Below are 24942 nucleotides of genomic sequence, written 5' to 3' on the forward strand. Positions count from 1 at the left end.
CTGCTTCATGACCGGCACAAGCGTGTGACCGCCGGCGATCAGCTTGGCGTCCTCGTTCTTCACCAGGAGGTTAGCGGCCTGCCGCACGGTCCCGGGACGATGATATTTGAATTCGTACATTGGAATGTCCTGATCGCTTGTCGCGATGAAATGCCGATGAGGCGAGGTCCGACTTGTTAAGCGAGGTCCGACTTGGCCATCGCCTTGGCGCCGGCGGCGATCGAAGCGACGATGTTCTGATAGCCGGTGCAGCGGCAGAGGTTGCCTTCCAGCTCCTCGCGGATCACCTCGTCGGTGAGATCGTGGCCCTTGCGGTGGACCAAATCGACCGCCGTCATGATCATGCCGGGCGTACAGAAGCCGCACTGCAGGCCGTGGTGTTCGCGGAAGGCCTCCTGCATCGGATGCAGCGGCGCGCCGTCGGCCGCGAGTCCCTCGATGGTCCTGACCTCGTGACCGTCGGCCATCACCGCGAGCGTGGTGCAGGACTTCACCGCCTTGCCGTCCAGATGCACGACGCAGGCGCCGCACTGCGAGGTGTCGCAGCCGACATGCGTGCCCGTCAGGCGTAGATTTTCGCGCAGAAACTGAACCAGCAGGGTACGGGGATCGACGTTCGCGGTAACGGGGTTGCCGTTCACGATCATTGAAATCTTGGCCATCAGCACTCTCTTATCTGCACTGCCGCATATCGGCAGAACAGGCGGTTTAAAATCATTCCAGACGGCATAATATGGGCGGCCCCCCCAATGAGCAACCTTTCGAGCCACTCATCCAGGGCATGGCGGGACCTGGGTGATCCAGCCTACGGGCAGGGCTGCAGCTTTGGAAAGCGCTCTAACCCTGCACCGCCTTGGCAAAATTGGCAAAGAATTCATCGGCCAGTTTCTTGGCGGCGCCGTTGATCAGGCGCTGGCCGAGCTGGGCGAGCTTGCCGCCGATCTGCGCCTCGACGTTGTAGCTGAGCAACGTGCCGCCGTCCTTGTCGGCCAGCCCGACGGTGGCGCCGCCCTTGGCGAATCCCGCGACACCGCCCTCACCCTCGCCGGAGATCTTGTAGCCGTTCGGCGGATCGAGATCGCTCAGCGTGACCTTGCCCTTGAAGCGCGCCGAGACCGGCCCGACCTTCATCTTGGCGGTAGCGCGGAAGCCGTGCTCGTCGGTTTTCTCGAGCTCCTCGCAGCCGGGGATGCAGGCTTTCAGCACTTCGGGATCGTTGAGCTTGTCCCACACGGTCTGGCGCGGCGCCGCAAGCTGGACTTCGCCGGTCATCGTCATGGCCATGGGGGGACCTCCTCGTCGCTTGAACCTTTGTCTTTCCAAGTAAAGCAGCCGGCGGACAAAGGAAAGGGCACCTTCGGAGGATGAGCGATGCATATTCGCAACCGCAGCAAGACCATCTCGCTGTTCACAAAATCGCGCAATCCGCGATCTGGTTGAATAACGCCGGCACGCCATCGTCGCCCATTGGCACAAGCGCGCCGGAATGGTTAGGTCGCACGCCATGAGCACAGCCCTCTCTCCCCTGCTTGCGCCGATGCTGTCGAGCGCCGCCATGCGCGCGGTATGCGACGATGCCGCCTACCTGCAGAACATGCTGAATTTCGAGGCGGCGCTGGCCCGCGCCGAAGCCGCCTGCGGCGTGATTCCCGCTGCCGCCGCGGGGCCGATCGGCGTCGCCTGCCGGAGCGAATCAATCGACCGCGCGGCGCTGGCGGAGGCAGCGACGCGATCCGGTAATCTGGCGATTCCCCTGGTCAAGGCGCTGACCGCCAACGTCGCGAAGGCCGACGCCGAAGCGGCCCGCTACGTGCATTGGGGTGCGACCAGCCAGGACGTGATCGACACCGCGACGATGCTGACGTTGCGCGCCGGCATCGATGTGCTGCTCGCCGAGCTCGATCGCGCCGTGGCGGGCTTTGCCAAACTGGCGCGCGCCCATCGCAACACCGCCGTGGTGGCGCGCACCTGGCTGCAGCACGCGCTGCCGATGCCCTTCGGATTGAAGCTCGCCGAATATGCCGCAGGCCTGCACCGCTCGCGCAAGCGGCTGCAACGGCTGCGCAAGGAGACGCTGGCCTTGCAGTTCGGCGGCGCCGCCGGGACGCTCGCCGCACTCGGCGACAAGGGCCTTGCGGTTGCCGAGCAGCTTGCGAAGGAATTGGATCTGCCGCTGCCCGAGGCGCCCTGGCACACCCATCGCGACCGTATCGCGGAGGCAGCCTCGGTGTTTGCAATCATCGCGGGCACCTGCGGCAAGATCGCGCGCGACGTCTCGCTGATGATGCAGACCGATGTCGCCGAAGCCTTCGAGCCCGCAGGCGTCGGCCGCGGCGGCTCCTCCACCATGCCGCACAAGCGCAACCCGGTGGCCGCCGCCAGCGCGCTCGGCGCCGCCACCATGGCGCCGAATCTCGCCGCGACGATCTTTGCCGCACAGGTGCAGGATCACGAACGCAGCGCCGGCCCCTGGCACGCGGAATGGCCGACATTGCCGAGCCTGATGCTGGTGACGTCAGGCGCGCTCGCTGCGATCGTCGATCTCGCCGAGGGGCTCGAGGTCGACGTCGCGAGGATGCGCGCCAACCTCGATGCGACCGATGGACTGATCATGGCGGAGGCAGTCGCAATGGCGCTCGCCGAAAAGATCGGCAAGAGCGACGCCCATCATCTGATCGAGGCTGCGAGCAAGACCGCGGTCGCCGAGAAGAAGCATCTGCGCGACGTGCTGAGCGCGGATGCCAGGGTCACCGCGCATCTCGACGCCGGTGCGATCGCAAAACTGTTCGAGCCGATGGCCTATCAGGGCGCCTCGCAGGCGCTGATTGACCGTTTGCTCGCATCACTGAACGAAATGTAGGGAGATGTCGTTGCCGGGCTTGACCCGGCAATCCATCGCCGCAAATGACTCTTTGTTGATGGATGCTCGGGTCAAGCCCGCGCATGACACTGGAGATTATCCTATGCCAATGATCAACGCCGACGGGTGCCTGCTCAACGTTCAGGTGGACGGCCGCGACGGCGGACCGACGCTGATGCTGTCGAATTCGCTCGGCTGCACCCTGCAGATGTGGGAGCCGCAGATGAAGGCGCTGACGCAGATGTTCCGCGTCATCCGCTACGACCGCCGCGGCCATGGCAAGTCAAGCGTACCGCCCGGCCCCTACTCGATGGAGCGCTTCGGCCGCGACGTGCTCGCGATCCTCGACGACCTCAACATCGAGAAGGTGCACTGGTGCGGGCTGTCGATGGGCGGCATGGTCGGGCAATGGCTCGGCGCCAACGCCCCAGAACGATTCAACAAGCTGATCCTCTCCAACACCTCCTGCTACTATCCGGATCCGACCAACTGGCTGAATCGCATCAAGGCGGTGAAGGACGGCGGCATCGCCGCGGTCGCCGACACCGTGATATCAGGCTGGCTGACCGCGGATTTCCGCGAGCGCGAGCCGCAGATCACGGCCAACATGAAGGCGATGCTGCTGGCCTCGCCGGTCGAAGGCTATCTCGCCTGCTGCGAGGCGCTGTCCACGCTCGACCAGCGCGCGCTGTTGCCGAAGATCAAGAGTCCGACGCTGGTGATCGCGGGACGGCAGGACATGGCGACGCCGGTGTCGGCGGCCGAGATGATCCGCAGCGGCATTCCCGGTGCCAGCATGACGCTGCTCGATGCCGCGCACATTTCCAATGTCGAGCAATCGCACGCCTTCACCGAAGCCGTCGCCGGCTTCCTGACGCAACGCTAACAACGAGCGTCGTTGCGAGCGCAGCGAAGCAATCCACAGAGCCGCATATGCGGAAGGATGGATTGCTTCGTCGCTTCGCTCCTCGCAATGACGAGGAGGAGACATCAATGGACGACAACCAACGCCGCGATGCCGGCATGACGCAGCGCCGCAAGGTGCTGGGCAATGAATGGGTCGACAAGTCGCTTCAGAACCGCAACGCGTTCAACACCGACTTCCAGGACCTGATCACGCGCTATGCATGGGGCGACATCTGGACGCGGCCGCATTTCGATCATCGCACGCGGCGCGTGCTTGTCATCGGCACGATGGTCGCGCTCGGCCAGTGGGATGAATTCCGTCTGCATGTGCGGGCGGCGCTCGCCGAGGGCAGCTTCACGCCCGACGATATCAAAGAGATATTGCTCCAGCAGGCGATCTATTGCGGCGTACCGGCGGCCAATCACGCCGTCAAGGAAGCCAACGCGATCATCGCCGAACTAGGGCTGCTGAAGGGATAGCTCGCCGGCCGGTGCGGCGGCCTTGGGCACTGAGGCCCCTGCCGCAGACTTCACCGGCTTCTCGACCAGCATCACGATCGCGGTACCAAGCAGCATCAGAAGCTCGGCCGCATGCATGCGCAGCGCTTCCAGCTCGCCGGCCTTCGAGGCCAGCAGCATGCTGGCGAAGCTGAGCACACTGCCGAGGCATAGCGCCACCGCGAGCGCCTCGTCGCAGCCGCCGCTCTTGCGCATCGACGGACGGGTGAGCAGCGCAAGGAACACGACAAAGAACGCCACTACGGTGATCCGCGCCAGCGCCAGCAGCCAGGCGAGCCGCACCGTCGCCATCTTGGCGAGTTGCAGATGATCGCTGGCGTACAGGGCGACCGATACGCTCGGCCGCTCGTAGAGCCCGTGGATCGGCGACACCATGATGGTGAAGGCGATGATGGTCCAGACCGGAATGAAATAGGCCGCAAGCAGCGCGCCGTTGACTGAACTGATCCGCCAATTGCTGGACATCTTGCTTCCCACGCTTGCGCGGCCCATCTGCGGGCGGCGGTCTGGCCTGCGACGTAACGCCGATGAACGGCCGGCGGCAATTTAAACCCTTTGTTTACCTTAACTCGCCTGGGGATTGTTTGGGGACGGTCGTACCCGTGCCAGAATGAGGCAAAAAGAGAGGCCCAGCGTTTCAGCGAGACCTTTCTGTCATTGCCGCCCTCTGGTTTTCCGAGCTACCGCCCCTGCTGGCCGGGCTTCTCGCCCTGCTGGCCAGGTTTCTCGCCCTGACGGCCTGGATCCTGCTGCTGCTGTCCGGGCTTCGCGCCGCCGCCCTGATGCTGGCCGGGGCCTCTGACCCGGGGTTTGGTTCCACCCACCCGGGTTCTGATTCTGGCTGCTCATCCGGGAATCTCCCTTTGCTTCGTGAAGCGCCGAGGCAACGGAGAGGCCCTAACAGCAGTTGCGGGGAACAACAGTTCCGGCGTGATCATTGCAAGGCGAAGGCGTGTCTGATCTGTGACACCGGAACCTCACCCTCCAAAGTAGTTATGTACAAGCCCGTTCCGCCGCAGCCGGCGCTGTTGCCGCCGCCGTGGTTCCGCTGTTAGAAAATGACACGACGCGTCGGCTCAGGCTGCCGGGGCCCTCGCCGCGTCACTCTCGACGTAGCGTTCTCGAGCGAAGTGGAGATTGGTTCGCATGAAGAGAGCGCATCCAAACCAGAACGAGAGCCTGTTCGGTTCTCCGCCACACGGGTTCTAGCGGCAGCGCATGGATTATTTCGCCCAGCAACTGATCAACGGCCTCGTGCTCGGTTCGATCTACGGCCTGATCGCCATCGGCTACACCATGGTCTACGGCATCGTCGGCATGATCAACTTCGCTCATGGCGACATCTTCATGATCGGCGGCTTCATCGCGCTGATCTCGTTCCTGGTGCTGGTCTCCCTCGGCCTCACCGCGATCCCGGTGATCCTGCTGATCGTGCTCCTGGTCTCGATGGCGATCACCGCGCTGTACGGCTGGACCATCGAGCGGATCGCCTACCGGCCCTTGCGGCATTCGTTCCGCCTCGCGCCGATGCTCTCCGCGATCGGCATGTCATTCGTGCTGACCAATTTCTCGCAGGTCTCGCAGGGCGCGCGGGTGAAGCCGGTGCCACCGATCATCACCGGCGGCTACACGCTGCATGAAGGCGCGGAAGGCTTCGCCGTGCAGCTCTCCAACATCCAGATCCTGGTGGTGCTCGCCACCATCGTGGTGCTTGCGCTGTTCACGTGGCTGGTCTCGCGCACCCGGCTCGGACGCGACATGCGCGCCTGCGAGCAGGACCAGACCATGGCCGCGCTGCTCGGTGTCGACGTCGACCGCACCATCTCGATGACCTTCGTGATCGGTGCGGCGCTCGCTGCCGTCGCCGGCATGATGTACCTGCTGTATTACGGCCTGGTCGATTTCTTCATGGGCTTCGTCGCCGGCATCAAGGCGTTCACCGCCGCGGTGCTCGGCGGCATTGGTTCGCTGCCCGGCGCGATGCTCGGCGGGCTCGCGATCGGCCTGATCGAGACGTTCTGGTCGGCCTATTTCTCGGTCGAGTACAAGGACGTCGCCGCGTTCTCGATCCTGATCGTGGTGCTGATCTTCATGCCGACCGGCCTGCTCGGTCGTCCCGAAGTCGAAAAAGTCTGATGGACAGTATTACGTGAGCGCGACATCGGCCCGCCCCCACGCCTCGCAGCCTTCGGACAGCGCCTTCATCCTCAAGAAAGCCCTGATCAGCGCGGCTGTCGCGCTGGTGCTGTTTTCGCTGATGATCGGCATACGCACCGAAGCCGGTCCGGAAGGCAATCTGATCTACTGGACCCGGTTCGGCGATCTCGCCGCCATCGTCGCAACCGTGTTCGGCGGCAGCATCATCGTCGAATTGTTGCGGCAATGGTGGGGGCCGGTCGACAAGGAGCGGATCGTTCCGAAGCCGGTGCAGTCGGCGATGTCGTTCGCGGGGCGCTGGCTCGCACCGGCGCTGCTCGGCTTCACCGTGCTCGTCCCCGTCATCTTCTACGACCAGCGCTACATTCTCGACCTTTCCATCCTGGTCCTAACCTATGTGATGCTGGGCTGGGGACTAAACGTCGTGGTCGGCCTCGCCGGCCTGCTCGATCTCGGCTACGTCGCCTTCTACGCGGTCGGCGCCTATTCCTACGCGCTGCTCGCCACCAATTTCGACCTGTCGTTCTGGGTCTGCCTGCCGCTCGCCGGCATCCTCGCAGCGCTCTGGGGCGTGATGCTCGGCTTCCCGGTGCTGCGGCTGCGCGGCGACTATCTCGCGATCGTAACGCTCGCCTTCGGCGAGATCATCCGCCTCGTCATCATCAACTGGCAGAGCCTGACCGGCGGCCCGAACGGCGTATCGGGGATCCCGCGCCCCACCGTGTTCGGCATCCCGCTCGACAACAGCGACGACGGACTTGCCGCCAAGCTCGGCATCGAGTTCTCGCCGACCCATCGCCTGGTCTTCCTGTTCTATTTGATCCTGGCGATGGCGCTGATCACCAACTGGGTGACGATCCGGTTGCGGCGGCTGCCGATCGGCCGCGCCTGGGAGGCGTTGCGCGAGGATGAGGTCGCCTGCCGCGCGCTCGGCATCAATACCACGACGACCAAGCTGACCGCGTTTGCGACCGGCGCCATGTTCGGCGGCTTTGCCGGTGCGTTCTTCGCCACGAGGCAGGGCTTCATCAGCCCGGAATCCTTCACTTTCCAGGAATCGGCGCTGGTGCTCGCGATCGTCGTGCTCGGCGGCATGGGCTCGCAGCTTGGCGTGGCGCTGGCGGCGCTTGCCATGATCGGCGGCTTCGAACTGTTCCGCGGCTTCGATCAATACCGCATGCTGGTGTTCGGCATCGCGATGGTGCTGTTGATGATCTGGCGGCCGCGCGGGCTGATCGGCCATCGCGCACCGACCGTGTTCCTGGAGCGCAACCAGGCGATCTCGTCCGACCTCGTCAAGGAGGGGCACGGATGAGCAACGACAATATCCTCTCCGTCGACCATCTGATGATGCGTTTCGGCGGCATCGTTGCCGTCAACGATCTCTCCTTCGCCGCCGAACGGCGCAAGATCACCGCGCTGATCGGCCCGAACGGCGCCGGCAAGACCACCGTCTTCAACTGCATCACCGGCTTCTACCGGCCGAGCGGCGGCGCCATCAGGCTCGCCCATGACGACGGCCGCGTCGTCAAGCTCGAACGGCTGAACGATTTCCGCATCTCCAGGCAGGCCAAGGTCGCGCGCACCTTCCAGAACATCCGCCTGTTTCCCGGCATGACCGCGCTGGAGAACCTGATGGTCGCCCAGCACAACGTGCTGATGCGCGCTTCAGGCCTCACCTTTCTCGGCCTGATCGGCGCGCCGTCCTGGCGTAGCGCCGAAGAGCGCGCCATCGAGCTGGCGCGAACCTGGCTCGCTCGCGTCGGGCTGTTGCCGCGCGCCGACGATGCCGCCGGCAACCTGCCCTATGGCGACCAGCGGCGCCTCGAGATCGCGCGCGCGATGTGCACCGAGCCCGCGCTGCTCTGTCTTGACGAACCGGCGGCCGGCCTGAATGCGCGCGAGAGCGGCGCGCTCAACGAGCTGCTGCTGTCGATCCGCGGCGAGCACGGCACCTCGATCCTGCTGATCGAGCACGACATGTCGGTCGTGATGGAAATCTCCGATCACGTCGTGGTCATGGACTACGGCGTCAAGATCGCCGAGGGCACACCGCAAGCCGTGCGCGACGACCCCAAGGTGATCGCCGCCTATCTCGGCGCCGACGAGGAGGAAGCGATCGCCGTGATGGAGAGCACCCCGTGACCGCGGCGGCAGCAACACCCCTTCTCGCGGTGCGCGGATTGCGCGCGGCCTACGGCAAGATCGAGGCGCTGAAGGGCGTCGACATCGAGATCAACCCCGGCGAGATCGTGGCGCTGATCGGGGCCAACGGCGCCGGCAAGTCGACGCTGATGATGTCGATCTTCGGCAAGCCACGCGCCCGCGCCGGCCGGATCGAATTCGACGGTCACGACATCACCGGCGTGCCGACCCACGAGATCGCGCGGCTGCGGATCGCGCAGTCACCCGAAGGACGGCGGATCTTTCCGCGCATGAGCGTGGCGGAAAACCTGCAGATGGGCGCCGACGCCACCGAGTGCAGCGAGGACGAGCGCGAAGTCGGGCTCGAGCGCGTCTTCGCCTTGTTCCCGCGCCTGAAGGAGCGCATCGCGCAGCGTGGCGGCACGCTGTCGGGCGGCGAGCAGCAGATGCTCGCGATCGGCCGCGCGCTAATGAGCAGGCCGCGTCTGCTGATGCTGGACGAGCCCTCGCTCGGCCTTGCGCCCCTGATCGCGCGGCAGATCTTCGACGCCATCCGCACGCTGAACCGGCAGGACGGCCTCACCGTGCTGATCGTCGAGCAGAATGCCAACCATGCGCTGAAGCTCGCCCATCGCGGCTATGTCATGGTCAACGGTCTGATCACGCTGGCCGGAACCGGCGCCGAATTGCTGCAACGCCCGGAAATCCGTGCCGCCTATCTGGAAGGCGGCCGCCGCGGCTAACCGCACGCCGCAACGCACCCCGCAGCAGGATGCTGCGGCCGAAGCGGCGATTTGCCTGAAAATTGCCAGTGACTTCGCCGGGAAATCAGCCAAGAATGCCGCCGGCGATTGAAGCCGGCCAAACCGGTTTCTTCCCAAGAGGCAACGACCACGAGGACTTGTCATGAAATCACTGAAGCTCATCGGCCTGGCATTGGGCGCTTCGTTCGCATTGTCGGCGAGCGCGTTCGCGCAGGATATCACCGTCGCAGTGGCAGGCCCGATGACGGGCTCCGAATCCGCTTTCGGCCGGCAGATGAAGAACGGCGCCGAGATGGCGGTCGCCGATATCAACGCGGCAGGCGGCGTGCTTGGCAAGAAGCTCGCGCTTGAGACCGACGACGACGCCTGCGATCCGAAGCAGGCACGCTCGGTGGCGGAGAAGATCGGCAGCGCGAAGATCCCGTTCGTCGCCGGCCACTTCTGCTCGTCATCCTCGATCCCGGCGTCGGAGGCTTACGCTGACGGCAACGTCCTGCAGATCACCCCGGCCTCGACCAACCCGCTGTTCACCGAGCGCAAGCTCTGGAACGTGGCCCGCGTCTGCGGTCGCGACGACCAGCAGGGCGTGGTCGCCGCCAACTACATCATGAAGAACTTCAAGGGCAAGAACGTCGCGATCCTGAACGATAAGACCACCTACGGCAAAGGCCTCGCCGACGAGACCAAGAAGGCGCTGAACAAGGCCGGTTTCCAGGAGAAGATGTTCGAGTCCTATAACAAGGGCGACAAGGACTTCAACTCGATCGTCTCGCGCCTGAAGCGCGACAATATCGACCTCGTCTATGTCGGCGGCTACCATCAGGAAGCCGGCCTGATCCTGCGCCAGATGCGCGACCAAGGCCTACAGACCGTGCTGATGGCGGGCGACGCGATGAACGACAAGGAATTCGCCTCGATCACCGGCCCGGCCGCGGAAGGCACCCTGTTCACCTTCGGCCCCGATCCGCGCAACAAGCCGACCGCGAAGGCGATCGTCGAGAAGTTCAAGAGCAAGAACATCGATCCCGAAGGCTATACGCTCTACACCTACGCTGCGATGCAGGTGTGGACCCAGGCCGTCGCCAAGGCCGGCACCACCGACGCCAAGAAGGTGATGGCCACCATCAAGGCCGGCGACTGGGACACCGTGCTCGGCAAGATGGGCTTCGATGCCAAGGGCGACATCAAGGCGATCGACTATGTCGTCTACAAGTGGGACGCCAAGGGCAACTACGCCGAGATCAACCCGAAGGGTTCCTGAGACTGGTTCCGGTCTCGATCAGAACCAGCGCAAAACGCCCCGGCTCGCCGGGGCGTTTTTTGTCGAGCCCTGCCTGCAATACCTGCCGCGCATTCGTCCGCCGCGCGTCACGGTTGATGCATCCGCCGCGACTGCTATATCGGACCGCGTAACGGCAGCAGGCGCGAACGGACCGCATCGTGAAAAACCTTCTCACCGATATCGCCGGCGTCAGCGTCGGCCACGCCGACGACGCTGACGTAGCCTCCGGTGTCACCGCCATCCTGTTCGACAAGCCGGCGGTGGCTTCGATCGATGTCCGCGGCGGCGGTCCCGGCACCCGCGAGGACGCCCTCCTGGAGCCACAGAACGTCGTCGAGGCGATCGACGCCATCGCGCTGTCCGGCGGCTCCGCGCTCGGGCTCGATGCCGCCAGCGGCGTGCAGGCCTGGCTCGCCGAGCGCGGCCGCGGCTTCCGCATCCGCGATGCCGCGGTTCCGATCGTGCCGGGCGCGATCTGCTTCGATCTGCTCAACGGCGGCAACAAGGCGTGGGGACGCTTTCCGCCCTATCGCGATCTCGGCTATGCGGCGGCGAACGCGGCCGCCTCCGACTTCCGCCTCGGCAGCGTCGGCGCCGGCATGGGCGCAACCACGGCCGGCCTCAAGGGCGGCCTCGGCTCGGCGTCGGCCACGACCGACGACGGCGTGATGGTCGCAGCCCTCGCGGTGGTCAATGCGGTCGGCAGCGTGACCGTCGGCACCGGCCCCTGGTTCTGGGCGGCGCCGTTCGAGGTCGACAGCGAGTTCGGCGGGCGCGGCCAGCCGTCGTCGTTCACGCCGGATATGCTGAAGGTGCGTCTGAAGGGCGGAGCGCAGGCAACGGCCGCGGAGAACACCACGCTGGTTGTGGTGGTGACCGATGCGCAGCTGACCAAGCCGCAAGCCAAGCGGCTTGCGATGATCGCACAGACCGGCATGGCGCGCGCGATCTATCCGGTGCACGCGCCGCTCGACGGCGATGTGGTGTTTGCCGCGGCGACAGGAGCCAAGCCGATCGACCCGCTGTTCGGCCTGACGCAGCTCGGCGCGGTGGCGGCCAACACGGTGGCGCGCGCGATCGCACGCGGCGTCTATTCAGCGACCGCGCTGCCCTTCCCCGGCGCGCTGCCGAGCTGGCAGGACCGGTTCGGTTAGGCGCTGACCGACACCGACGACGACGCCTGCGCGGAGATCGCCTGCGACTGGCGCTGGATCAGCTGCTCAATGAAATTATAGGACGAGGTCGCATTGCCCGAGCTCGACGAGCTGGAGGATGCGGCCGGTGTCGTCAGCGTCACCTTGGAGCCGTCGGCGTAGGTCGTCGTGGTGGTCGTCGAGCCGTCGCTGTTGGTCGTCGAGGAACTGGTGGCGCCGGAGATCGCCTGCATCAGCGGGTCGGAGCTCGAACCGCCGGCGCTCGTGCCGCTGGATGCGCTGCTGTCGTCGCTCGAGCCGCTCGACATGTGGTGATGATGGTGATGGCCGCCCGCGCGCTGCGTGCCCTGCTGCAACTCGTCGAGGCTGACGGAGCCGTCGCCATTGGTGTCGAGCTTGGCAAACAGGGAGTCGGCCTGCGTGGTGCTGATGCCGTCGGCGGCAAGCGTGCTCTCGAATTGCGACTTGCTGATCGTGCCGGTGTTGCTGGACTGGATCTGCGAGAACAGGCTCTGCAGCGGATTGGAGGACGTGCTCGAATTGGTGCCGGCGGTGCCGCCCGTCTGCGACTGGCTCTGCGCGGCAAGCAGTGCGCTCATCGTCTGCGGCGAGATCTGCGGGGTGCCGCTGCCCGATCCGACGCTTGCGCTGCTGCCGGTCGAGCTCGACGTGGCCGTCGAGGGATCGAACAGGCCGGTGCCCTGGTTGAGGCCAGCGGTCTGCGTCTGCGCCGCCGCCGAGGGCGACTTCGACGACATCAGCGAGCTCAACAGATCGATGGCCGACGACGCAGCGCCAATGGCAAACAACATGGCAAAACTCCGGACAACGCCGCGCACCAGCGGCTCTCATGCCTAGCTGTTACTCAGCAAGCGCCGTGCCATGGCAAAAACCCAATGAAATCCGGGCTTTCCTGTCGTGGCGGGTCACCCACACGCCCGGCAAGAGCTGCCGCAGCCGGCAGATTTTTCCGCCCACAGCTCACTCCGCCCGCTCGCATTGCCCACCGCGCATCTGCATGTTAGGCGGGAATGCCCGTACGCCCCCGCAAGTCTCCGGAACAGCTGACATGACTCAGTCATTCACCCCGCGTCCCCTCATCATCGCTCCGTCGATCCTGGCGTCCGATTTTTCCAGGCTCGGCGAGGAGGTCCGCGCCGTCGACCAGGCCGGCGCCGACTGGATCCATCTTGACGTGATGGACGGGCACTTTGTTCCGAACATCTCGTATGGCCCCGACGTGATCAAGGCGATGCGGCCGCACACCAAGAAGATCTTCGACGCGCATCTGATGATCTCGCCGTGCGATCCGTATCTCGAAGCCTTCGCCAAGGCGGGCTGCGACCACATCACCGTGCATGCCGAGGCCGGCCCGCATCTGCATCGCTCGCTGCAGGCGATCCGCGCGCTCGGCAAGAAGGCCGGTGTCTCGATCAATCCGGGAACTCCGCCGAGCGCGATCGAATACGTGCTCGACCTGATCGACCTGGTGCTCGTGATGTCGGTCAATCCCGGCTTCGGCGGTCAGGCCTTCATCCGCTCGGCGGTGGGCAAGGTCAGCGACATCAAGGCGATGACGGCCGGCCGGCCGATCGACATCGAGGTCGACGGGGGCGTTGCGCCTGACGTTGCCGGCCAGCTCGCCGCCGCCGGCGCCAACGCGTTCGTTGCCGGCTCGGCCGTGTTCAAGGGTGGAACTGTCGAAGCCTACAACACCAACATCTCCGCGATCCGCAACGCGGCGGCGGCGGCGCGCGGCGAGGCGATCTAGCGCGCTATCGCGCGAAGGACACGCGTCAAGAGAAAAATCTGGAGCTTCGGTTCTGAACCGAAACTCCAGTTGTCCTGTGATCCATTCCCCACACCGGACTGCACGCGATGCCTGCAAATGCAGCGAGCACCACCTGCTGCGTTGCCGCATGCATAATATTCGTGCGGGGGACCGTGGTCATCCGGGCTTCACAGACTCATCCAATCCGATGCACACTTCTACCTAAAATATAGTTGGGGAGGCGCGCATCATGACGATGACCCTTGTCTGGACCGGCCTGGCGTTTTGGCTTGGCCTCAACGCTGCCTTTGTCGCTCGGCGGGCCTACGTGACGTTGCCCTATGACTCGGCCGCTGCACGCATCGTCTACGTGCATCTGCGCCGGGCCTGACGGCGAGCCAGCACGCGCGCGACGAGGCGCGCAATTCAGAACATTTCGCGCGGCGTGACCGCAGCCTCATCCTTCGTGTGATCAGTTCCACCACTCTCGCCCGTGTTCGCCTGTTGCGCGAGCCGTGACGGCCGCACCACGGTCACGGTGCACGGCGCTTCGGATGCGACCTTCGCCGAGACGCCGCCGAGCAGTGCGCGCATCATCGAGTTCCGCCGCGCCCCGAGGATGATGTGATCGACCAGATTGACCGCGGCGAATTCCAGGATCGCGGCTCCGGGATCGATCGCCTCGAGCGCATGCACGGTCAGCCGGCCCTCCTCGAGCCGGAACGGCCGAGCCCAGTGCTGGAGCGCGACCAGCCGGTCGACATGCTTGTTCTGGCCCTGCTCGTCGAGCGTGCGGTCGATCGACAGGCGATTGAGCTTCAGAACATTGACGCAGGCGAGCCGCGCCGACGGCAATGTCGACAGCACCTGCCCGGCTGTGATCCTGATAGCCTCGTTCAGCGCCTCGGAACCGTCGCCCGTATCGAGCGCGACGGCGACGATCGGGCTCGCCGCGAGCTGGGCTGCGACGTTGGACTTGGCGTGCGGCTGGACCGCACCGAGATTGAAGCGACGGCGCCAGACCGTGCCGATCGGATCGCGCTTGATCCGCAGCCCACGCGCCGTCAGCTTCACCTGCTCCGGATGGGTGAGATCGAAGGCGAGCTGGGCTGCGGTCGGATAGCGCGCGGAGGGTTGGATCTCCAGGCAGCGCAGCACGATCTCCTGCAGCCAGGGCGGATAGTCGGCGCGGAGCTTGCGCGGCGGATACGGATCGCGCCACAGCCGCCGGCGCATGCCGCGCAGGCTCTCGGTCTCGCCGAACGGGCGTACGCCCGTGGTGAAGAAATAGAGCAGCACGCCGAGCGAGAACAAGTCGCTGCGCGGATCGTCGCGCACGCCGAGCAAGCGCTCCGGCGCCATATAGGGCGCGGTGCCGTAAGGCAGCCGGAACTCCTCCTGCAGCAGGTCGGGCAGATGGTTGTGGTGCGCGAGACCGAAATCGATCAGGACCGCCTCGCCGCCCTCGCGGAACATGATGCTGCTCGGCTTGATGTCGTGGTGGATGACATTCTGCCGGTGCAGGCCGGCGAGCGCGGCCGCGATCTTGCCGGCGATGCCCCTCGCCTCCTCGTAGGGCATCGGCAGCTCGCCGAGCCGCTTGTAGAGCGTCTGCCCGGGGATGCGCTCCATCACCACGTAGGCCTGCCGTTCGAAATCGCCGGTGCCGAAGCACGCCGGCACATGCGGCCCCGACAGCCGCGGCAGGATCATCTGCTCCATCTCGAAGCTGACGATCGCTGCCGGATCCTCGCCTTCGGAGATCCGCGGCACCTTCATCAGCAGCGGCACGTCGATGCCCGGATGGGTGACGCTCCACAGCGTCGCCATGCCGCCGCGGTGAACGCATTCGCCAATGGTGAAGCCGTCGATCTCGGCGCCCGGCTGCATCGCAAGCGCGGCCACGTTCGTCACCGGCCGATGAGCAGGCGATCGGCCAGCCAATAGGGCAGGCCGTTCGCCCTGATCCGCGCCGCCGCGGTCTCGACGTCATAGGGCACGCGCAGATAGGTAATCTCACGGCTTGCCATGTCATACATCGCAAACGATGCGGCGGGATCGCCGTCGCGCGGCTGGCCGACCGAGCCGAGCACCGCGAGCCAGCGCCGCCCAGTCAGCAGTTGCACCGGCACACTCGTGGTCGGAACGAAGCTCGTCATCTTCGCGGCCGACGACATCGAGTAGAGACCGGGGCGGTGGGTGTGGCCGCAGAACGTGATCTGCAGCTCGGTCGCCATCATGCTGCGCGCGGCATCAGAGGTGTCGCGGACATAGCGCCATTTCGCCGGATCCGATGCCTCGGAGTGCACGTAGAGGCGGTTGTCCTCCTCGCGCAGGATCGCGAGCGCGGCGAGAAAGCGTCTCTGCTCTGCGCTGAGCCGGCCGCGGGTCCAGTCGATCACGGCCTGGGCTTCGGCATTCATGCTGTCGCTTGGCGTGCCGATCGCATTGTCATGGTTGCCGCGCACCGCGATGGCGCCCTTCGCCACGAGGTCGATCACGGTGTCGACGGCCCATTCGGGATCGGCGCCGTAGCCGACGATATCGCCGAGGCAGATCAGCCGCTCGGCACCGCGCACCCGCGCAGCCTCGAGGCAGGCAGCGAAGGCCTGCCGGTTGGCGTGAATATCGGCAAAGAGTGCGAGCCGCATCGTCGTCCGTGTGATTGATCCCTGCCCGATATCAAGCACACGCGGCCCTAGGCTCGCAATCGGGCAAGGCGGCATCCGCATTCTGGCGTGTGGAGGTGCAAGCCGCAACGGAACAGTGCTCCCTCTCCCCGTTCTTACGGGGCGAGGTGAAGCGGAGCCGTTGTCCAACTCGGAGAAAAGCTACTGCGATCTTTAGTGCTTGCGCGGCGCTTCCAGGCCCCGGAGCACGAGGGCGAGCAGCGCATCGATCCGCGCCGGGCATTCGGGCTTGGCCCATTCCTCGGCATGCGCGGGGTGATGGTAGCGGACGGTCGCGTCGAACACGGCACGCGCCGTCATCTTGACGTCGTCGATCTGGAACACGCCTTGCGCGACGCCATCGGACAGGATGCGGCCGATCAGCTCGACCTGCTTGTCCTTGTAGGCTTCCACCACCTCGCGCGCGTCCTGCGCCAGCGCGAGATAGGTCGCGAACATTTCGGGGTCGTCGCAGACCTTCTTCTGCTTGATTGCGAAGGCGGTGCGGAGCCATTTCTCGAGCCGCTCCGGCGCCGGACCCGAGCCGATCGCAAGCTTGCAGAGCGGTTCGTTGGCCCGGTCGAGCCAGCGCTTGGCCACAGCATCGCGCAGTGAGGCCTTGCTGGGGAAGTGACGGTAGACGCTGCCGTGGCTGACATCCAGCGCACGGGCAACGTCGACGACGGTAGCCTTGGCGAGTCCGAAGCGCCGCAAAACATCCTCGGTTGCTTCGAGGATTCGCTCGGGAGTCAAGACCACCGCCTCGTTCATGCGTTCACCGTCTGATTGTCGCTGTCCTGCCCGCGGCTGAATTTGGCGGCCTGGGCGGCCAAATGGCGGGCGACGCGCTGATTGAGCCACTGTTGAATCTGGGCGGTCAATTGAATGATTTCGAGAGTCATGGCGGTAGTCCTTCGAGGTGGTCAATTAAGTTCGGCTGCCCGGCCAACGCCGGAAAGCCATCTGGCGCCCCTGCCCGACGCCAATATGAATATAGACCATCGCGCTGACAGATTTCAATATCTGTCATACAATATTTTTGGACTGACCCGTCCGAGGGCGAGCGCCGAGCCCGTCGACCGCCCACCGCCTCCCAGGTCCGTCCGGGGGCCCAAAATACGAAAGGGGCCGCTCACGCAGCGGCCCCTTTGCCGGGAAAATGGGTTCGAAATGAAAATCTAGCCCCGGATGCCCTTATTTTGCACATTCCAGGAACCGATGGGATTCCGGGCTACTACTGTCCATCCTCCTGACCGATCAGCCGCCCCCTGCGGCCTATTGCTGCTCATCCTTCGGGGGCATCCGGGGCGGTGGCACCGGGTTAAAGACCGACCCTTGCGCGCCCACCGGCGGGGCCTTGAATTCGCCCGTCGAGGAATCGCCGCCGGTCGTCTCCAGGATCGTCTTCGGCGTGACGTATTCGCGCACGAAGTCCATCAGGCTGCCGTCGCCACCGCCGAAATCCGCGGCCCGCCCGCCCTGCGGATGCCCGGCCTTGATCTCGTTGTCCGCGGCGTGGGTCTGCTCGGCCAGCGCGTCGTTATAGGGAATGCGGAAGGCCCGCGGGATCGCGCTCGGCCGATTGCCGTCATCGAGCTCCTCGACCCACAGATAGATCGCGCCGGGATCGCCCTCCAGCGAATGCGGCTCCACGATGCGTGAAGCAAGCAGCTTGAAGGATGCGGGCAGCTTGTCGGTCGTGGCCCAACCGAGCAGCTCGCGCATGCCGCCGAAGCTGACGACATAGAAGGTGCTGGTCACGACGATCGCGAGCGCCTTCAGCGACCAGTGCAGCCGCGCATAGACCAGCACGATCAATAGCAGCGCGCCGATTACCGCATAGGCGACCGCGAGCGTCAGGATGACCGACTGCAGACTACTCACGGCGCACCCTAACCCCTGTCTTCGGATCGATATCGGCGCCGTTGCGCCAGCCGCTGCGGAACGTCTCCAGCAGCGATTTCGGCCGCTGGTCGACGTTGATCACCTTGCCCTCGGTGTCGAGACGGAAGCGGACCGCGGTCTTCTCGTCGCCGGTGTGGTTGACGGTCACCTTGTCGTCGAAGATCACCTGCGCCGTCGGATTGAGCTTTTGCACCTTCACATTCGCCTCCACCGGCTCACCGGTCGTGGCCTGGAAATGCGAGACGTTGACGGTGTATTCGCCGGGAACGATGCCGCGCACCGTGACGATCTCCTCGCGGATCGGCGAAGGGATCTTCTTGTCGTTGACCACGATGAAGTCGTTGGCGCCGCCGCGATCGTCGCGATCAAGCGTCAGGAAGCCGGCCTCGCGATGCCGATACCAGGCGATGTTGCCGGCGGGGTCCTGCACGAACAGGTCGAGATCGTCGGGGTGATTGTCCGGCCAGTCCATCGTGATGATGAACTCGGCCTTGGAGTCGATCTTGCCCTCCTTGGCGTCCGGCGAGACCGCGAGCAGAGCCAGGAAGAACAGGAAGGCCACGACCTGCAGCGCCTTGAACAGCATCACACCGAGCGGGTCGAACTGTTCCTCGCGCGGATAGAGGCCGAATTCATCCATCATGACCGGCGTTCCAGTGCCGGGGTCACATGCGTCTCAGTCAGCACGACGGCGTCGGAAAACACCCGCTGCGTCGCGAAGTCCAGCATGTAGTACTGGATCCGGACCATGATCGATCCGATCAATCCCGCCAGCGTCGTGTACATCGCGACCGCCATGCCGTCGCTCATCAGCCCCATCGACGATTTCATCGCGACCTTGTCGGCGGCATCGAGGGTGGCGATCGGCGCCAGCATGATGATGAAGCCGATGATGGTGCCGAGCAGGCCGAGCTTCATCAGCGTATCCGAGGCGAAGGCGCCGAAACCGTTGGAACCGCGCAGGCGGTCCGCCAGCGTCCGCAGCAGCAGGGTCTGGTCGATCGGGCCCTTGGCCTGCGCGGCAGCTTTCTGCACCAGGCTCCTGATGTGATCGGTCACCAGCCCGCGCGGCAGATCGGGCACTTCTGCCTCGAGCGCCTTGGCGCCGTCGGGCGCCGCGAGCACCGCGCGACAGCCGCGCGCCACCTCGCCCTCGCGTGAGATCGCCCGTGTCCGCCAGAAGCAATGGACGCAGGTGGCGATGTAGAGCGCGGCGATGACGCTCGAAATGTAGGTGCGATCCGAGCTGACCATGAGATGGATCAGCCCGTAGCGCCAGAGCAGGAATGCGGCGAACAGCGACAGGCCGGTGAAGATCATCCACAGCAGGAGGACGCTGCGTTCCGCAGTGTCCCTGCCGGCTGCTGCGGTCGCGGCGCCGACCTTGGCACTCATTTGCGTTGGCTCCCTGCGGCTGTTCCTCGAGGTTCTCCGCGCGCGAAGACCTCATGTTTCGTTAGACCAGAGGCGGCAGGTGCCGTCCAAAGACATCTGCCCAAGCTTCATTGGGCAAATTTCCCGATCTGCACCACAACGCTCGCTTGCAATTGGCCCGGAACCACATTGCTGTTACGCTTCACAACTAAAGCGCGATCAGATTCACGCTCATGATCAGCATCGCGCGCTAGCTACTTGTTCGAGCATGATCTTTTCGAAAGCCGTTTCGTATCCGGATCATGCTCCGACCATGGAGTGATCGTATGCGCCTCGTGCTCCAACTCGTCGCCCGCCTGCTCGTCATCGTCGCTCTGTGTCTCGGAGCGGCAACGATCTGGGCCACGATCGACGCCTATCGCAGTGTCGATCGCACCACGGCGGCGTCCGCCGACCGTGTCTCGCAAGCACTCCAGGCGCTCTACTGGCGTGAATTGCTGCTGCGCAGCAACCGCATGCGCGACCAATTGCTGCCGGCGCCCGACTGGCGCACGATCGAAACGATGGGGCTGATCTCGCCGGGCATCTGCATTCAGTTCGAGCCCGCCGGCCCATTCGAGAAGCCGCTCTGTGGCCAAAGCAAGGGCATCGGCAAGGCGCCGCCGCGCTGGTTCGCCGCGACCGTGCAGACGGTGCTCGGCAATCACGCCACCGTCGCCCGGCCGATCAGCGCCCGCGCCGCCACCGCGGGAACCGTCCTCGCCAACCCCGATCCGGACGCCGCGACCGCGCTCGCCTGGCAGCATATCCTCGACAACATCCACGTCGCCCTGCTGATGGCGCTGGCGATCGCACTGCTCGCCTCGCTTGCCATCGCGCATACGCTGGCGCCAGCCCGCTCGATCGTCACTGCGCTGCAGCGCATGGCCAACGGGCAATATCGAACGCCGCTGCCGCGTATCCGCTCGATGGAGCTGGCGATGATCGGACAAGCCGTGAGCGACCTCGGCGAGCGCCTCGCGCTGGCCCAGGAAGAACGCGCGGTGCTGACCCGGCGCCTGCTCGAGATCCGCAGCGACGAGCGCCGCACGCTGGCCCGCGAGCTGCACGATGAGTTCGGCCAGAACCTCACCGCGATCCTCGCTTTCGCCAACACGATCGAGGCCTGCGCCGGGGACAAATACGCCGCCGGCACCGAAATTGCGCAGGATGCGCAGATGATCTCGCAGGCCACCCGCCGCATCATGGCGTGCCTGCGCGATACCCTGAACCGGCTGCGCCATCCGCCGGCCGAGGAGCTCGGTCTGGAGGCAAGCCTGGTCGATCTCGTCGACAGTTGGCGTTCGCGGGCCGCAACCCAGCCGATGATCCAGCTCGACCTCAAGGGCGACCTCGCCGACATCAGCGGCACGGTCGCGGCTACCGCCTACCGCGTCGCGCAGGAATGCCTGACCAACGCGCTGCGCCACAGCGCGGCGCGCGAAGTCGTGCTGCGGATCGAGCGGCGCACCGGACCGGAGAATGCGCTGCTGGTCCGGGTCGAGGACGACGGCGGCGGCGACGCGGCCAAGGTCGCGCAATCGGCCGGCTTCGGCCTCACCGGCATCAACGAGCGAGTGACCGCGCTCGGCGGCTCGCTGTCGATCGCGCGCGCCAATCGCGGCCTGTCCGTCGCCGCCACCATTCCGCTCGCCGCCTGATGAGTGCGGCACGGACCGGAGGCATCTCAATCCTGCTGGTCGACGACCATCCCGTCGTCCGCCAGGGCTACCGGCGCGTGCTGGAACATCAGGACGATTTCAGCGTGGTCGCCGAAGCCGACAATGCGGCCAATGCCTACCGCGCCTTCAAGGCGCACGAGCCCGACGTCGTCGTGATGGACATCTCGATGCCGGGGGCGAGCGGCCTTGAAGCGATCCGCAATATCCGCGCGCGCAACTCCGACGCCCGCATCCTCGTCTTCAGCATGCACAGCGAGGCGGCCCAGGTGAAGGCGGCGTTCGGCGCCGGCGCGAGCGGCTTCGTCACCAAGGGCAGCGAACCGGCCGAGCTGATCCAGGCGATCCGCTCCGTCGCGCGCGGCGAACATGCGATGAGCGACGACGTCGCGCGGGTGCTGGCGATGGAGAGCCTGGTGCCGACCAAGTCCGCGCTCGACCAGCTCGGCGAGCGGGAAATCGAGATTCTCCGGCAGCTGGCGGCCGGCAACACCAAGGAGCAGATCGCAGCCAACCTCAATCTGAGCACCAAGACCGTGCAGAACTACCACTACCTCATCAAGGCCAAGACCGGCACGCGGACCGACGCCCAGCTCGTCCGCCTTGCCGTGGAGTGCGGGCTGGCGAACCTGTGACGGATCGCGCCCTCTCCCCGTTCTTGCAGGGGTCGAGACGAGCGAAGCTCACTCTTAGAGGGTTGGAGTGAGGGCTACCCCCGCGTACACGTTGCCGCATGGAATCGGGGAGACTCCCCCTCACCCGGAACGCATCTGACGATGCGTCATAGCCGAAGCTCTGCTTCGGCGTTCTTGAGAACGGCCGCCAAAGGCGGCCTATGCCTCTCCCCGCAGGCGGGGCGAGGTGAAGCGGAGGCCGCGGCCTGACCGGATTACGGCCCTCTTGAAATGCCCGGTTTTCCCCTCGAAATCCCCCATTTGGGTGGCCTCCTCGGGCCCGATCTGCTAGAGCACGGCGTAAAAACAAATCGGCCGGCAGCGCTGCTTTGCGCGCCCTGCCCGCCCCCTTCGGAGCTTTCGATGATCCCCCGCTATACCCGCCCGGAAATGGCCTCCATCTGGGAGCCGCAGACGCGTTTCAAGATCTGGTTCGAGATCGAGGCGCATGCCGCCGACGCGCTGGCCGAACTGGGCGTGATCCCCAAGGAGGCGGCGAAGACGATCTGGGCCAAGGCCAAGGACGCCACCTTCAACGTCGAACGGATCGACGAGATCGAGCGCGAGACCAAGCACGACGTCATCGCCTTCCTGACCCATCTGGCCGAGATCGTCGGCCCCGAGGCACGCTTCGTGCACCAGGGCATGACCTCCTCCGACGTGCTCGACACCTGCCTCAACGTCCAGCTCAAGCGCGCCGCGGACCTGCTGCTCGCCGACCTCGACCGGGTGCTGGCGGCGCTGAAGACGCGCGCCTTCGAGCACAAGATGACGCCGACCATCGGCCGTTCCCATGGCATCCATGCCGAGCCCGTGACCTTCGGCCTCAAGCTCGCCTACGCCCATGCCGAGTTCAGCCGCGCCCGCGCCCGCCTGGTCGCCGCCCGCGACGAAATCTCGACCTGCGCCATCTCGGGCGCGGTCGGCACCTTCGCCCAGATCGACCCGCGGGTCGAAGAGCACGTCGCCAAGGCGATGGGGCTGCGGCCGGAGCCGGTCTCGACGCAAGTCATCCCGCGCGACCGCCACGCGATGTATTTCGCGACGCTTGGCGTGATCGCCGCCTCGATCGAGCGCCTTGCCGTGGAGATCCGCCATCTACAGCGCACCGAGGTGCTGGAAGCCGAGGAGTTCTTCTCGGAGGGCCAGAAGGGCTCGTCCGCGATGCCGCACAAGCGCAACCCGGTGCTGTCGGAAAACCTCTCGGGCCTCGCGCGCATGGTGCGCGCCTATGTGACGCCGGCGCTGGAGAACGTCGCGCTCTGGCACGAGCGCGACATTTCGCACTCCTCGGCCGAGCGCATGATGGGCCCCGATGCGACCGTGACGCTCGACTTCGCGCTGGTCCGCCTCGCCGGGCTAATCGAGAAGCTGCTGGTCTATCCCCAGAACATGCAGAAGAACCTCGACCGCCTCGGTGGCCTCGTGCATTCGCAGCGCGTGCTGATCGCGCTGACCCAGAAGGGCGCGAGCCGCGAGGACGCCTACAAATTCGTGCAGCGCAACGCGATGCCGGTCTGGCGCGGCGAAGGCGATTTCCAGAGGCTGCTCAAGCAGGACGCCGACGTGAAGAAGTACCTGACGGATGCGGAGATCGAGGAAAAGTTCGACCTCGGCTATCACCTCAAGCACGTCGACACGATCTTCAAGCGGGTGTTCGGGGAAAGCTGAGAGCGTCGTCATTCCGGGGCACGCGCACCGCGCTTGAACTAGGATGTGCAATTGCACATCGGAGAATCTCGCGCCACAACATCGAGATACCCCGGTGCGCAACTGCGCACCTGAGGTTCGATGCTTCGCATCGCCCCGGAATGACGGCCTCCATTTCGCGTGACTTCGCGGCGGGTTACGCTACGTTGACCCACCCATAAAGTTCACAAGAAACGGACGGAAACCCCATGCCCATCGTCAATCGTGTTGCTGCCCTCTCGGACGAAATGGCGGCCTGGCGCCATGACTTCCACGAGAATCCCGAACTGCTTTATGAAGTGCACCGCACCGCCGGCATCGTGGCCGAGCGCTTGCGCGAGTTCGGCTGCGACGAGGTGGTGACCGGCATCGGGCGCACCGGCGTCGTCGGCGTGATCCGCGGCCGCAAGAGCACCTCGGGCAAGACCATCGGTCTGCGCGCCGACATGGACGCGCTGCCGATCGAAGAGGCCGCCGACGTGCCCTACGCCTCGAAGATCCCCGGCAAGATGCACGCCTGCGGTCATGACGGCCACACCGCGATGCTGCTGGGAGCCGCCAAATATCTCACCGAGACCCGCAATTTCGACGGCACCGCGATCGTGATCTTCCAGCCCGCCGAGGAAGGCGGCGCCGGCGGCAAGGCGATGGTCGAGGACGGGCTGATGACCCGCTGGGGCATCCAGGAGGTCTATGGCCTGCACAACATGCCGGGCCTGCCCGAAGGCCATTTCGCGACAACCCCGGGCCCGCTGCTCGCGTCGTCGGATACCATCGAGATCACCGTCCACGGCAAGGGTGGCCATGCCGGTGCCGCCCCGCACGAGGCGGTCGACAGCGTCCTGATCGGCGCCCAGATCATCAATGCGCTGCAGTCGATCGTCTCGCGCAATGTCGATCCGCTCAAATCCGCCGTGATCTCGATCACCATGTTCACGGGCGGCACTGCCTTCAACATCATCCCCGCGACCGTCACGATGGCGGGCACCGTGCGCACGCTCGATCCTGACGTGCGCGATCTGGTCGAGCGCCGGATCGGTGAGGTCGCCGAAAGCGTCGCCAAGGCCTATGGCGGTTCGGCGGAGGCGAAATACACCCGCCTTTATCCGGCCACCGTGAACCATCCGCGCGAGGCCGGGATCGCCGCCGAGATCGCCCGCGACGTGGTTGGTGTCGACCGCGTCGATGACCGGGTGACACCAGTGATGGGCGGCGAGGATTTCGCCTTCATGCTTGAGGCGCGCCCCGGCGCCTTCGTCTTCCTCGGCATGGGCGACGGTCCGATGTGCCACCACCCCGCCTACAAGTTCAACGACAACATCCTCGGCCACGGCGCATCCTACTGGGTGCGGCTC

Annotated in this window: 28 protein-coding genes; 15 read left to right on the plus strand and 13 right to left on the minus strand. The window is 65.4% G+C overall.

All coding sequences use genetic code 11. From position 1 onward, the window contains the following. The 3 genes from AS156_RS43865 to AS156_RS03225 form a co-directional block, all read right to left on the minus strand. The coding region (locus AS156_RS43865) for an FAD binding domain-containing protein (RefSeq protein ID WP_245312537.1) at positions 1-120 on the minus strand (120 nt) is incomplete at its 3' end. Between the two features lie 56 nt (positions 121-176). Beyond that, positions 177-662, minus strand: coding sequence for a (2Fe-2S)-binding protein (locus AS156_RS03220; RefSeq protein WP_066499900.1), 486 nt, complete (start codon positions 660-662; stop codon positions 177-179). Positions 663-837: 175 nt separating this feature from the next. Further along, positions 838-1284, minus strand: a complete 447-nt coding sequence (locus AS156_RS03225) for an SRPBCC family protein (protein ID WP_066499901.1) — start codon at positions 1282-1284, stop codon at positions 838-840. A gap of 220 nt (positions 1285-1504) precedes the next feature. Here AS156_RS03225 and AS156_RS03230 point away from each other — a divergent pair, with 220 nt between their 5' ends. The 3 genes from AS156_RS03230 (at position 1505) to AS156_RS03240 (ending at position 4246) form a co-directional block, all read left to right on the plus strand. Then, positions 1505-2860 carry a 3-carboxy-cis,cis-muconate cycloisomerase gene (locus tag AS156_RS03230; RefSeq protein WP_066499902.1) on the plus strand — a complete coding sequence of 452 codons (1356 nt, stop codon included), beginning with the start codon at positions 1505-1507 and terminating at the stop codon, positions 2858-2860. Between the two features lie 103 nt (positions 2861-2963). Beyond that, positions 2964-3746, plus strand: coding sequence for a 3-oxoadipate enol-lactonase (gene pcaD, locus AS156_RS03235; RefSeq protein ID WP_066499905.1), 783 nt, complete (start codon positions 2964-2966; stop codon positions 3744-3746). A 107-nt stretch (positions 3747-3853) separates the two neighbouring features. After that, the gene (locus AS156_RS03240; protein ID WP_066499908.1) at positions 3854-4246 is read left to right on the plus strand and encodes a carboxymuconolactone decarboxylase family protein; all 393 of its coding nucleotides are present in this window, start codon (positions 3854-3856) and stop codon (positions 4244-4246) included. Here the strand turns inward: AS156_RS03240 and AS156_RS03245 are convergent. Next, positions 4226-4750 carry a hypothetical protein gene (locus AS156_RS03245; protein ID WP_066500146.1) on the minus strand — a complete coding sequence of 175 codons (525 nt, stop codon included), beginning with the start codon at positions 4748-4750 and terminating at the stop codon, positions 4226-4228. The two genes, AS156_RS03240 and AS156_RS03245, sit on opposite strands and share 21 nt — an antisense overlap. A 215-nt stretch (positions 4751-4965) precedes the next feature. Continuing rightward, positions 4966-5109: a hypothetical protein gene (locus AS156_RS43695; protein WP_210184209.1), complete on the minus strand. Its 144-nt coding sequence runs from the start codon at positions 5107-5109 to the stop codon at positions 4966-4968. 394 nt (positions 5110-5503) lie between these two features. On the opposite strand from AS156_RS43695, the gene AS156_RS03250 reads away from it, so the two are divergent. The 6 genes from AS156_RS03250 to AS156_RS03275 all read left to right on the plus strand — a co-directional run bounded on the left by AS156_RS03250 (position 5504) and on the right by AS156_RS03275 (position 11787). Next, complete coding sequence (locus tag AS156_RS03250) at positions 5504-6421, plus strand: ABC transporter permease subunit (RefSeq protein WP_066499910.1); 918 nt, start codon at positions 5504-5506, stop codon at positions 6419-6421. A 13-nt stretch (positions 6422-6434) separates the two neighbouring features. Next, the gene (gene livM, locus AS156_RS03255) at positions 6435-7757 is read left to right on the plus strand and encodes a high-affinity branched-chain amino acid ABC transporter permease LivM (protein ID WP_066499912.1); all 1323 of its coding nucleotides are present in this window, start codon (positions 6435-6437) and stop codon (positions 7755-7757) included. After that, positions 7754-8587, plus strand: coding sequence for an ABC transporter ATP-binding protein (locus AS156_RS03260; RefSeq protein ID WP_066499913.1), 834 nt, complete (start codon positions 7754-7756; stop codon positions 8585-8587). Before livM ends, AS156_RS03260 begins: the two co-directional genes overlap by 4 nt. Continuing rightward, positions 8584-9330: an ABC transporter ATP-binding protein gene (locus AS156_RS03265; protein ID WP_066499914.1), complete on the plus strand. Its 747-nt coding sequence runs from the start codon at positions 8584-8586 to the stop codon at positions 9328-9330. Before AS156_RS03260 ends, AS156_RS03265 begins: the two co-directional genes overlap by 4 nt. Before the next feature lie 163 nt (positions 9331-9493). Then, positions 9494-10612, plus strand: coding sequence for a branched-chain amino acid ABC transporter substrate-binding protein (locus AS156_RS03270; RefSeq protein ID WP_066499916.1), 1119 nt, complete (start codon positions 9494-9496; stop codon positions 10610-10612). A gap of 179 nt (positions 10613-10791) precedes the next feature. Next, on the plus strand, positions 10792-11787 hold the full coding sequence (locus AS156_RS03275) for a P1 family peptidase (RefSeq protein WP_066499922.1): 996 nt from the start codon (positions 10792-10794) through the stop codon (positions 11785-11787). On the opposite strand, the gene AS156_RS03280 is transcribed toward AS156_RS03275, so the two are convergent. Next, positions 11784-12599 (minus strand): EF-hand domain-containing protein, encoded by an 816-nt coding sequence (locus AS156_RS03280; protein WP_066499924.1) that lies wholly within the window; start codon positions 12597-12599, stop codon positions 11784-11786. The genes AS156_RS03275 and AS156_RS03280 overlap by 4 nt on opposite strands. 257 nt (positions 12600-12856) lie before the next feature. Here AS156_RS03280 and rpe point away from each other — a divergent pair, with 257 nt between their 5' ends. Continuing rightward, the gene (gene rpe, locus AS156_RS03285; protein ID WP_066499926.1) at positions 12857-13558 is read left to right on the plus strand and encodes a ribulose-phosphate 3-epimerase; all 702 of its coding nucleotides are present in this window, start codon (positions 12857-12859) and stop codon (positions 13556-13558) included. Between the two features lie 250 nt (positions 13559-13808). After that, the gene (locus tag AS156_RS42680; RefSeq protein ID WP_160331044.1) at positions 13809-13949 is read left to right on the plus strand and encodes a hypothetical protein; all 141 of its coding nucleotides are present in this window, start codon (positions 13809-13811) and stop codon (positions 13947-13949) included. Between the two features lie 35 nt (positions 13950-13984). Here the strand turns inward: AS156_RS42680 and AS156_RS03290 are convergent, their stop codons facing one another. The 7 genes from AS156_RS03290 to AS156_RS03315 all read right to left on the minus strand — a co-directional run bounded on the left by AS156_RS03290 (position 13985) and on the right by AS156_RS03315 (position 19527). Then, complete coding sequence (locus AS156_RS03290; protein WP_066500150.1) at positions 13985-15448, minus strand: serine/threonine protein kinase; 1464 nt, start codon at positions 15446-15448, stop codon at positions 13985-13987. A 20-nt stretch (positions 15449-15468) separates the two neighbouring features. Beyond that, entirely contained in the window at positions 15469-16209 is a 741-nt protein-coding gene (locus AS156_RS03295) for a metallophosphoesterase family protein (RefSeq protein ID WP_066499928.1), read from the minus strand. Between the two features lie 192 nt (positions 16210-16401). Beyond that, complete coding sequence (locus tag AS156_RS03300; RefSeq protein WP_066499931.1) at positions 16402-16998, minus strand: TetR/AcrR family transcriptional regulator; 597 nt, start codon at positions 16996-16998, stop codon at positions 16402-16404. Then, on the minus strand, positions 16995-17129 hold the full coding sequence (locus tag AS156_RS45585) for a hypothetical protein (protein WP_283807898.1): 135 nt from the start codon (positions 17127-17129) through the stop codon (positions 16995-16997). Before AS156_RS45585 ends, AS156_RS03300 begins: the two co-directional genes overlap by 4 nt. Before the next feature lie 373 nt (positions 17130-17502). Continuing rightward, on the minus strand, positions 17503-18111 hold the full coding sequence (locus AS156_RS03305) for a hypothetical protein (protein ID WP_066499933.1): 609 nt from the start codon (positions 18109-18111) through the stop codon (positions 17503-17505). Further along, positions 18104-18775: a DUF2135 domain-containing protein gene (locus tag AS156_RS03310; protein ID WP_066499940.1), complete on the minus strand. Its 672-nt coding sequence runs from the start codon at positions 18773-18775 to the stop codon at positions 18104-18106. The genes AS156_RS03305 and AS156_RS03310 overlap by 8 nt, the downstream gene beginning before the upstream one ends. Further along, positions 18772-19527 (minus strand): MotA/TolQ/ExbB proton channel family protein, encoded by a 756-nt coding sequence (locus AS156_RS03315; protein ID WP_066499943.1) that lies wholly within the window; start codon positions 19525-19527, stop codon positions 18772-18774. Before AS156_RS03315 ends, AS156_RS03310 begins: the two co-directional genes overlap by 4 nt. Before the next feature lie 305 nt (positions 19528-19832). Here AS156_RS03315 and AS156_RS03320 point away from each other — a divergent pair, with 305 nt between their 5' ends. From AS156_RS03320 to AS156_RS03335, 4 genes are all read left to right on the plus strand, one after another. Continuing rightward, positions 19833-21206: a sensor histidine kinase gene (locus AS156_RS03320; protein WP_066499945.1), complete on the plus strand. Its 1374-nt coding sequence runs from the start codon at positions 19833-19835 to the stop codon at positions 21204-21206. After that, positions 21206-21859 carry a response regulator gene (locus tag AS156_RS03325; protein WP_066499947.1) on the plus strand — a complete coding sequence of 218 codons (654 nt, stop codon included), beginning with the start codon at positions 21206-21208 and terminating at the stop codon, positions 21857-21859. The genes AS156_RS03320 and AS156_RS03325 overlap by 1 nt, the downstream gene beginning before the upstream one ends. Positions 21860-22261: 402 nt before the next feature. Continuing rightward, positions 22262-23569, plus strand: coding sequence for an adenylosuccinate lyase (gene purB / locus AS156_RS03330; protein WP_066499948.1), 1308 nt, complete (start codon positions 22262-22264; stop codon positions 23567-23569). A 227-nt stretch (positions 23570-23796) separates the two neighbouring features. After that, a partial coding sequence (locus AS156_RS03335; RefSeq protein ID WP_066500152.1) for a M20 aminoacylase family protein occupies positions 23797-24942 on the plus strand: 1146 nt, incomplete at its 3' end.

Source organism: Bradyrhizobium macuxiense (genome assembly GCF_001542415.1).
Classification (GTDB): domain Bacteria; phylum Pseudomonadota; class Alphaproteobacteria; order Rhizobiales; family Xanthobacteraceae; genus Bradyrhizobium; species Bradyrhizobium macuxiense.

What these genes read in the sequence shown, in the direction of transcription:
- AS156_RS03220 (WP_066499900.1), bottom strand. Translation starts at nt 662, where the DNA reads ATGGCCAAGATTTCAATGATCGTGAACGGCAACCCCGTTACCGCGAAC.
- AS156_RS03225 (WP_066499901.1), bottom strand. Translation starts at nt 1,284, where the DNA reads ATGGCCATGACGATGACCGGCGAAGTCCAGCTTGCGGCGCCGCGCCAG.
- AS156_RS03230 (WP_066499902.1), top strand. Translation starts at nt 1,505, where the DNA reads ATGAGCACAGCCCTCTCTCCCCTGCTTGCGCCGATGCTGTCGAGCGCC.
- pcaD (WP_066499905.1), top strand. Translation starts at nt 2,964, where the DNA reads ATGCCAATGATCAACGCCGACGGGTGCCTGCTCAACGTTCAGGTGGAC.
- AS156_RS03240 (WP_066499908.1), top strand. Translation starts at nt 3,854, where the DNA reads ATGGACGACAACCAACGCCGCGATGCCGGCATGACGCAGCGCCGCAAG.
- AS156_RS03245 (WP_066500146.1), bottom strand. Translation starts at nt 4,750, where the DNA reads ATGTCCAGCAATTGGCGGATCAGTTCAGTCAACGGCGCGCTGCTTGCG.
- AS156_RS03250 (WP_066499910.1), top strand. Translation starts at nt 5,504, where the DNA reads ATGGATTATTTCGCCCAGCAACTGATCAACGGCCTCGTGCTCGGTTCG.
- AS156_RS03260 (WP_066499913.1), top strand. Translation starts at nt 7,754, where the DNA reads ATGAGCAACGACAATATCCTCTCCGTCGACCATCTGATGATGCGTTTC.
- AS156_RS03270 (WP_066499916.1), top strand. Translation starts at nt 9,494, where the DNA reads ATGAAATCACTGAAGCTCATCGGCCTGGCATTGGGCGCTTCGTTCGCA.
- AS156_RS03280 (WP_066499924.1), bottom strand. Translation starts at nt 12,599, where the DNA reads ATGTTGTTTGCCATTGGCGCTGCGTCGTCGGCCATCGATCTGTTGAGC.
- rpe (WP_066499926.1), top strand. Translation starts at nt 12,857, where the DNA reads ATGACTCAGTCATTCACCCCGCGTCCCCTCATCATCGCTCCGTCGATC.
- AS156_RS42680 (WP_160331044.1), top strand. Translation starts at nt 13,809, where the DNA reads ATGACGATGACCCTTGTCTGGACCGGCCTGGCGTTTTGGCTTGGCCTC.
- AS156_RS03290 (WP_066500150.1), bottom strand. Translation starts at nt 15,448, where the DNA reads ATGCAGCCGGGCGCCGAGATCGACGGCTTCACCATTGGCGAATGCGTT.
- AS156_RS03295 (WP_066499928.1), bottom strand. Translation starts at nt 16,209, where the DNA reads ATGCGGCTCGCACTCTTTGCCGATATTCACGCCAACCGGCAGGCCTTC.
- AS156_RS03300 (WP_066499931.1), bottom strand. Translation starts at nt 16,998, where the DNA reads ATGAACGAGGCGGTGGTCTTGACTCCCGAGCGAATCCTCGAAGCAACC.
- AS156_RS45585 (WP_283807898.1), bottom strand. Translation starts at nt 17,129, where the DNA reads ATGACTCTCGAAATCATTCAATTGACCGCCCAGATTCAACAGTGGCTC.
- AS156_RS03310 (WP_066499940.1), bottom strand. Translation starts at nt 18,775, where the DNA reads ATGATGGATGAATTCGGCCTCTATCCGCGCGAGGAACAGTTCGACCCG.
- AS156_RS03315 (WP_066499943.1), bottom strand. Translation starts at nt 19,527, where the DNA reads ATGAGTGCCAAGGTCGGCGCCGCGACCGCAGCAGCCGGCAGGGACACT.
- AS156_RS03320 (WP_066499945.1), top strand. Translation starts at nt 19,833, where the DNA reads ATGCGCCTCGTGCTCCAACTCGTCGCCCGCCTGCTCGTCATCGTCGCT.
- AS156_RS03325 (WP_066499947.1), top strand. Translation starts at nt 21,206, where the DNA reads ATGAGTGCGGCACGGACCGGAGGCATCTCAATCCTGCTGGTCGACGAC.
- purB (WP_066499948.1), top strand. Translation starts at nt 22,262, where the DNA reads ATGATCCCCCGCTATACCCGCCCGGAAATGGCCTCCATCTGGGAGCCG.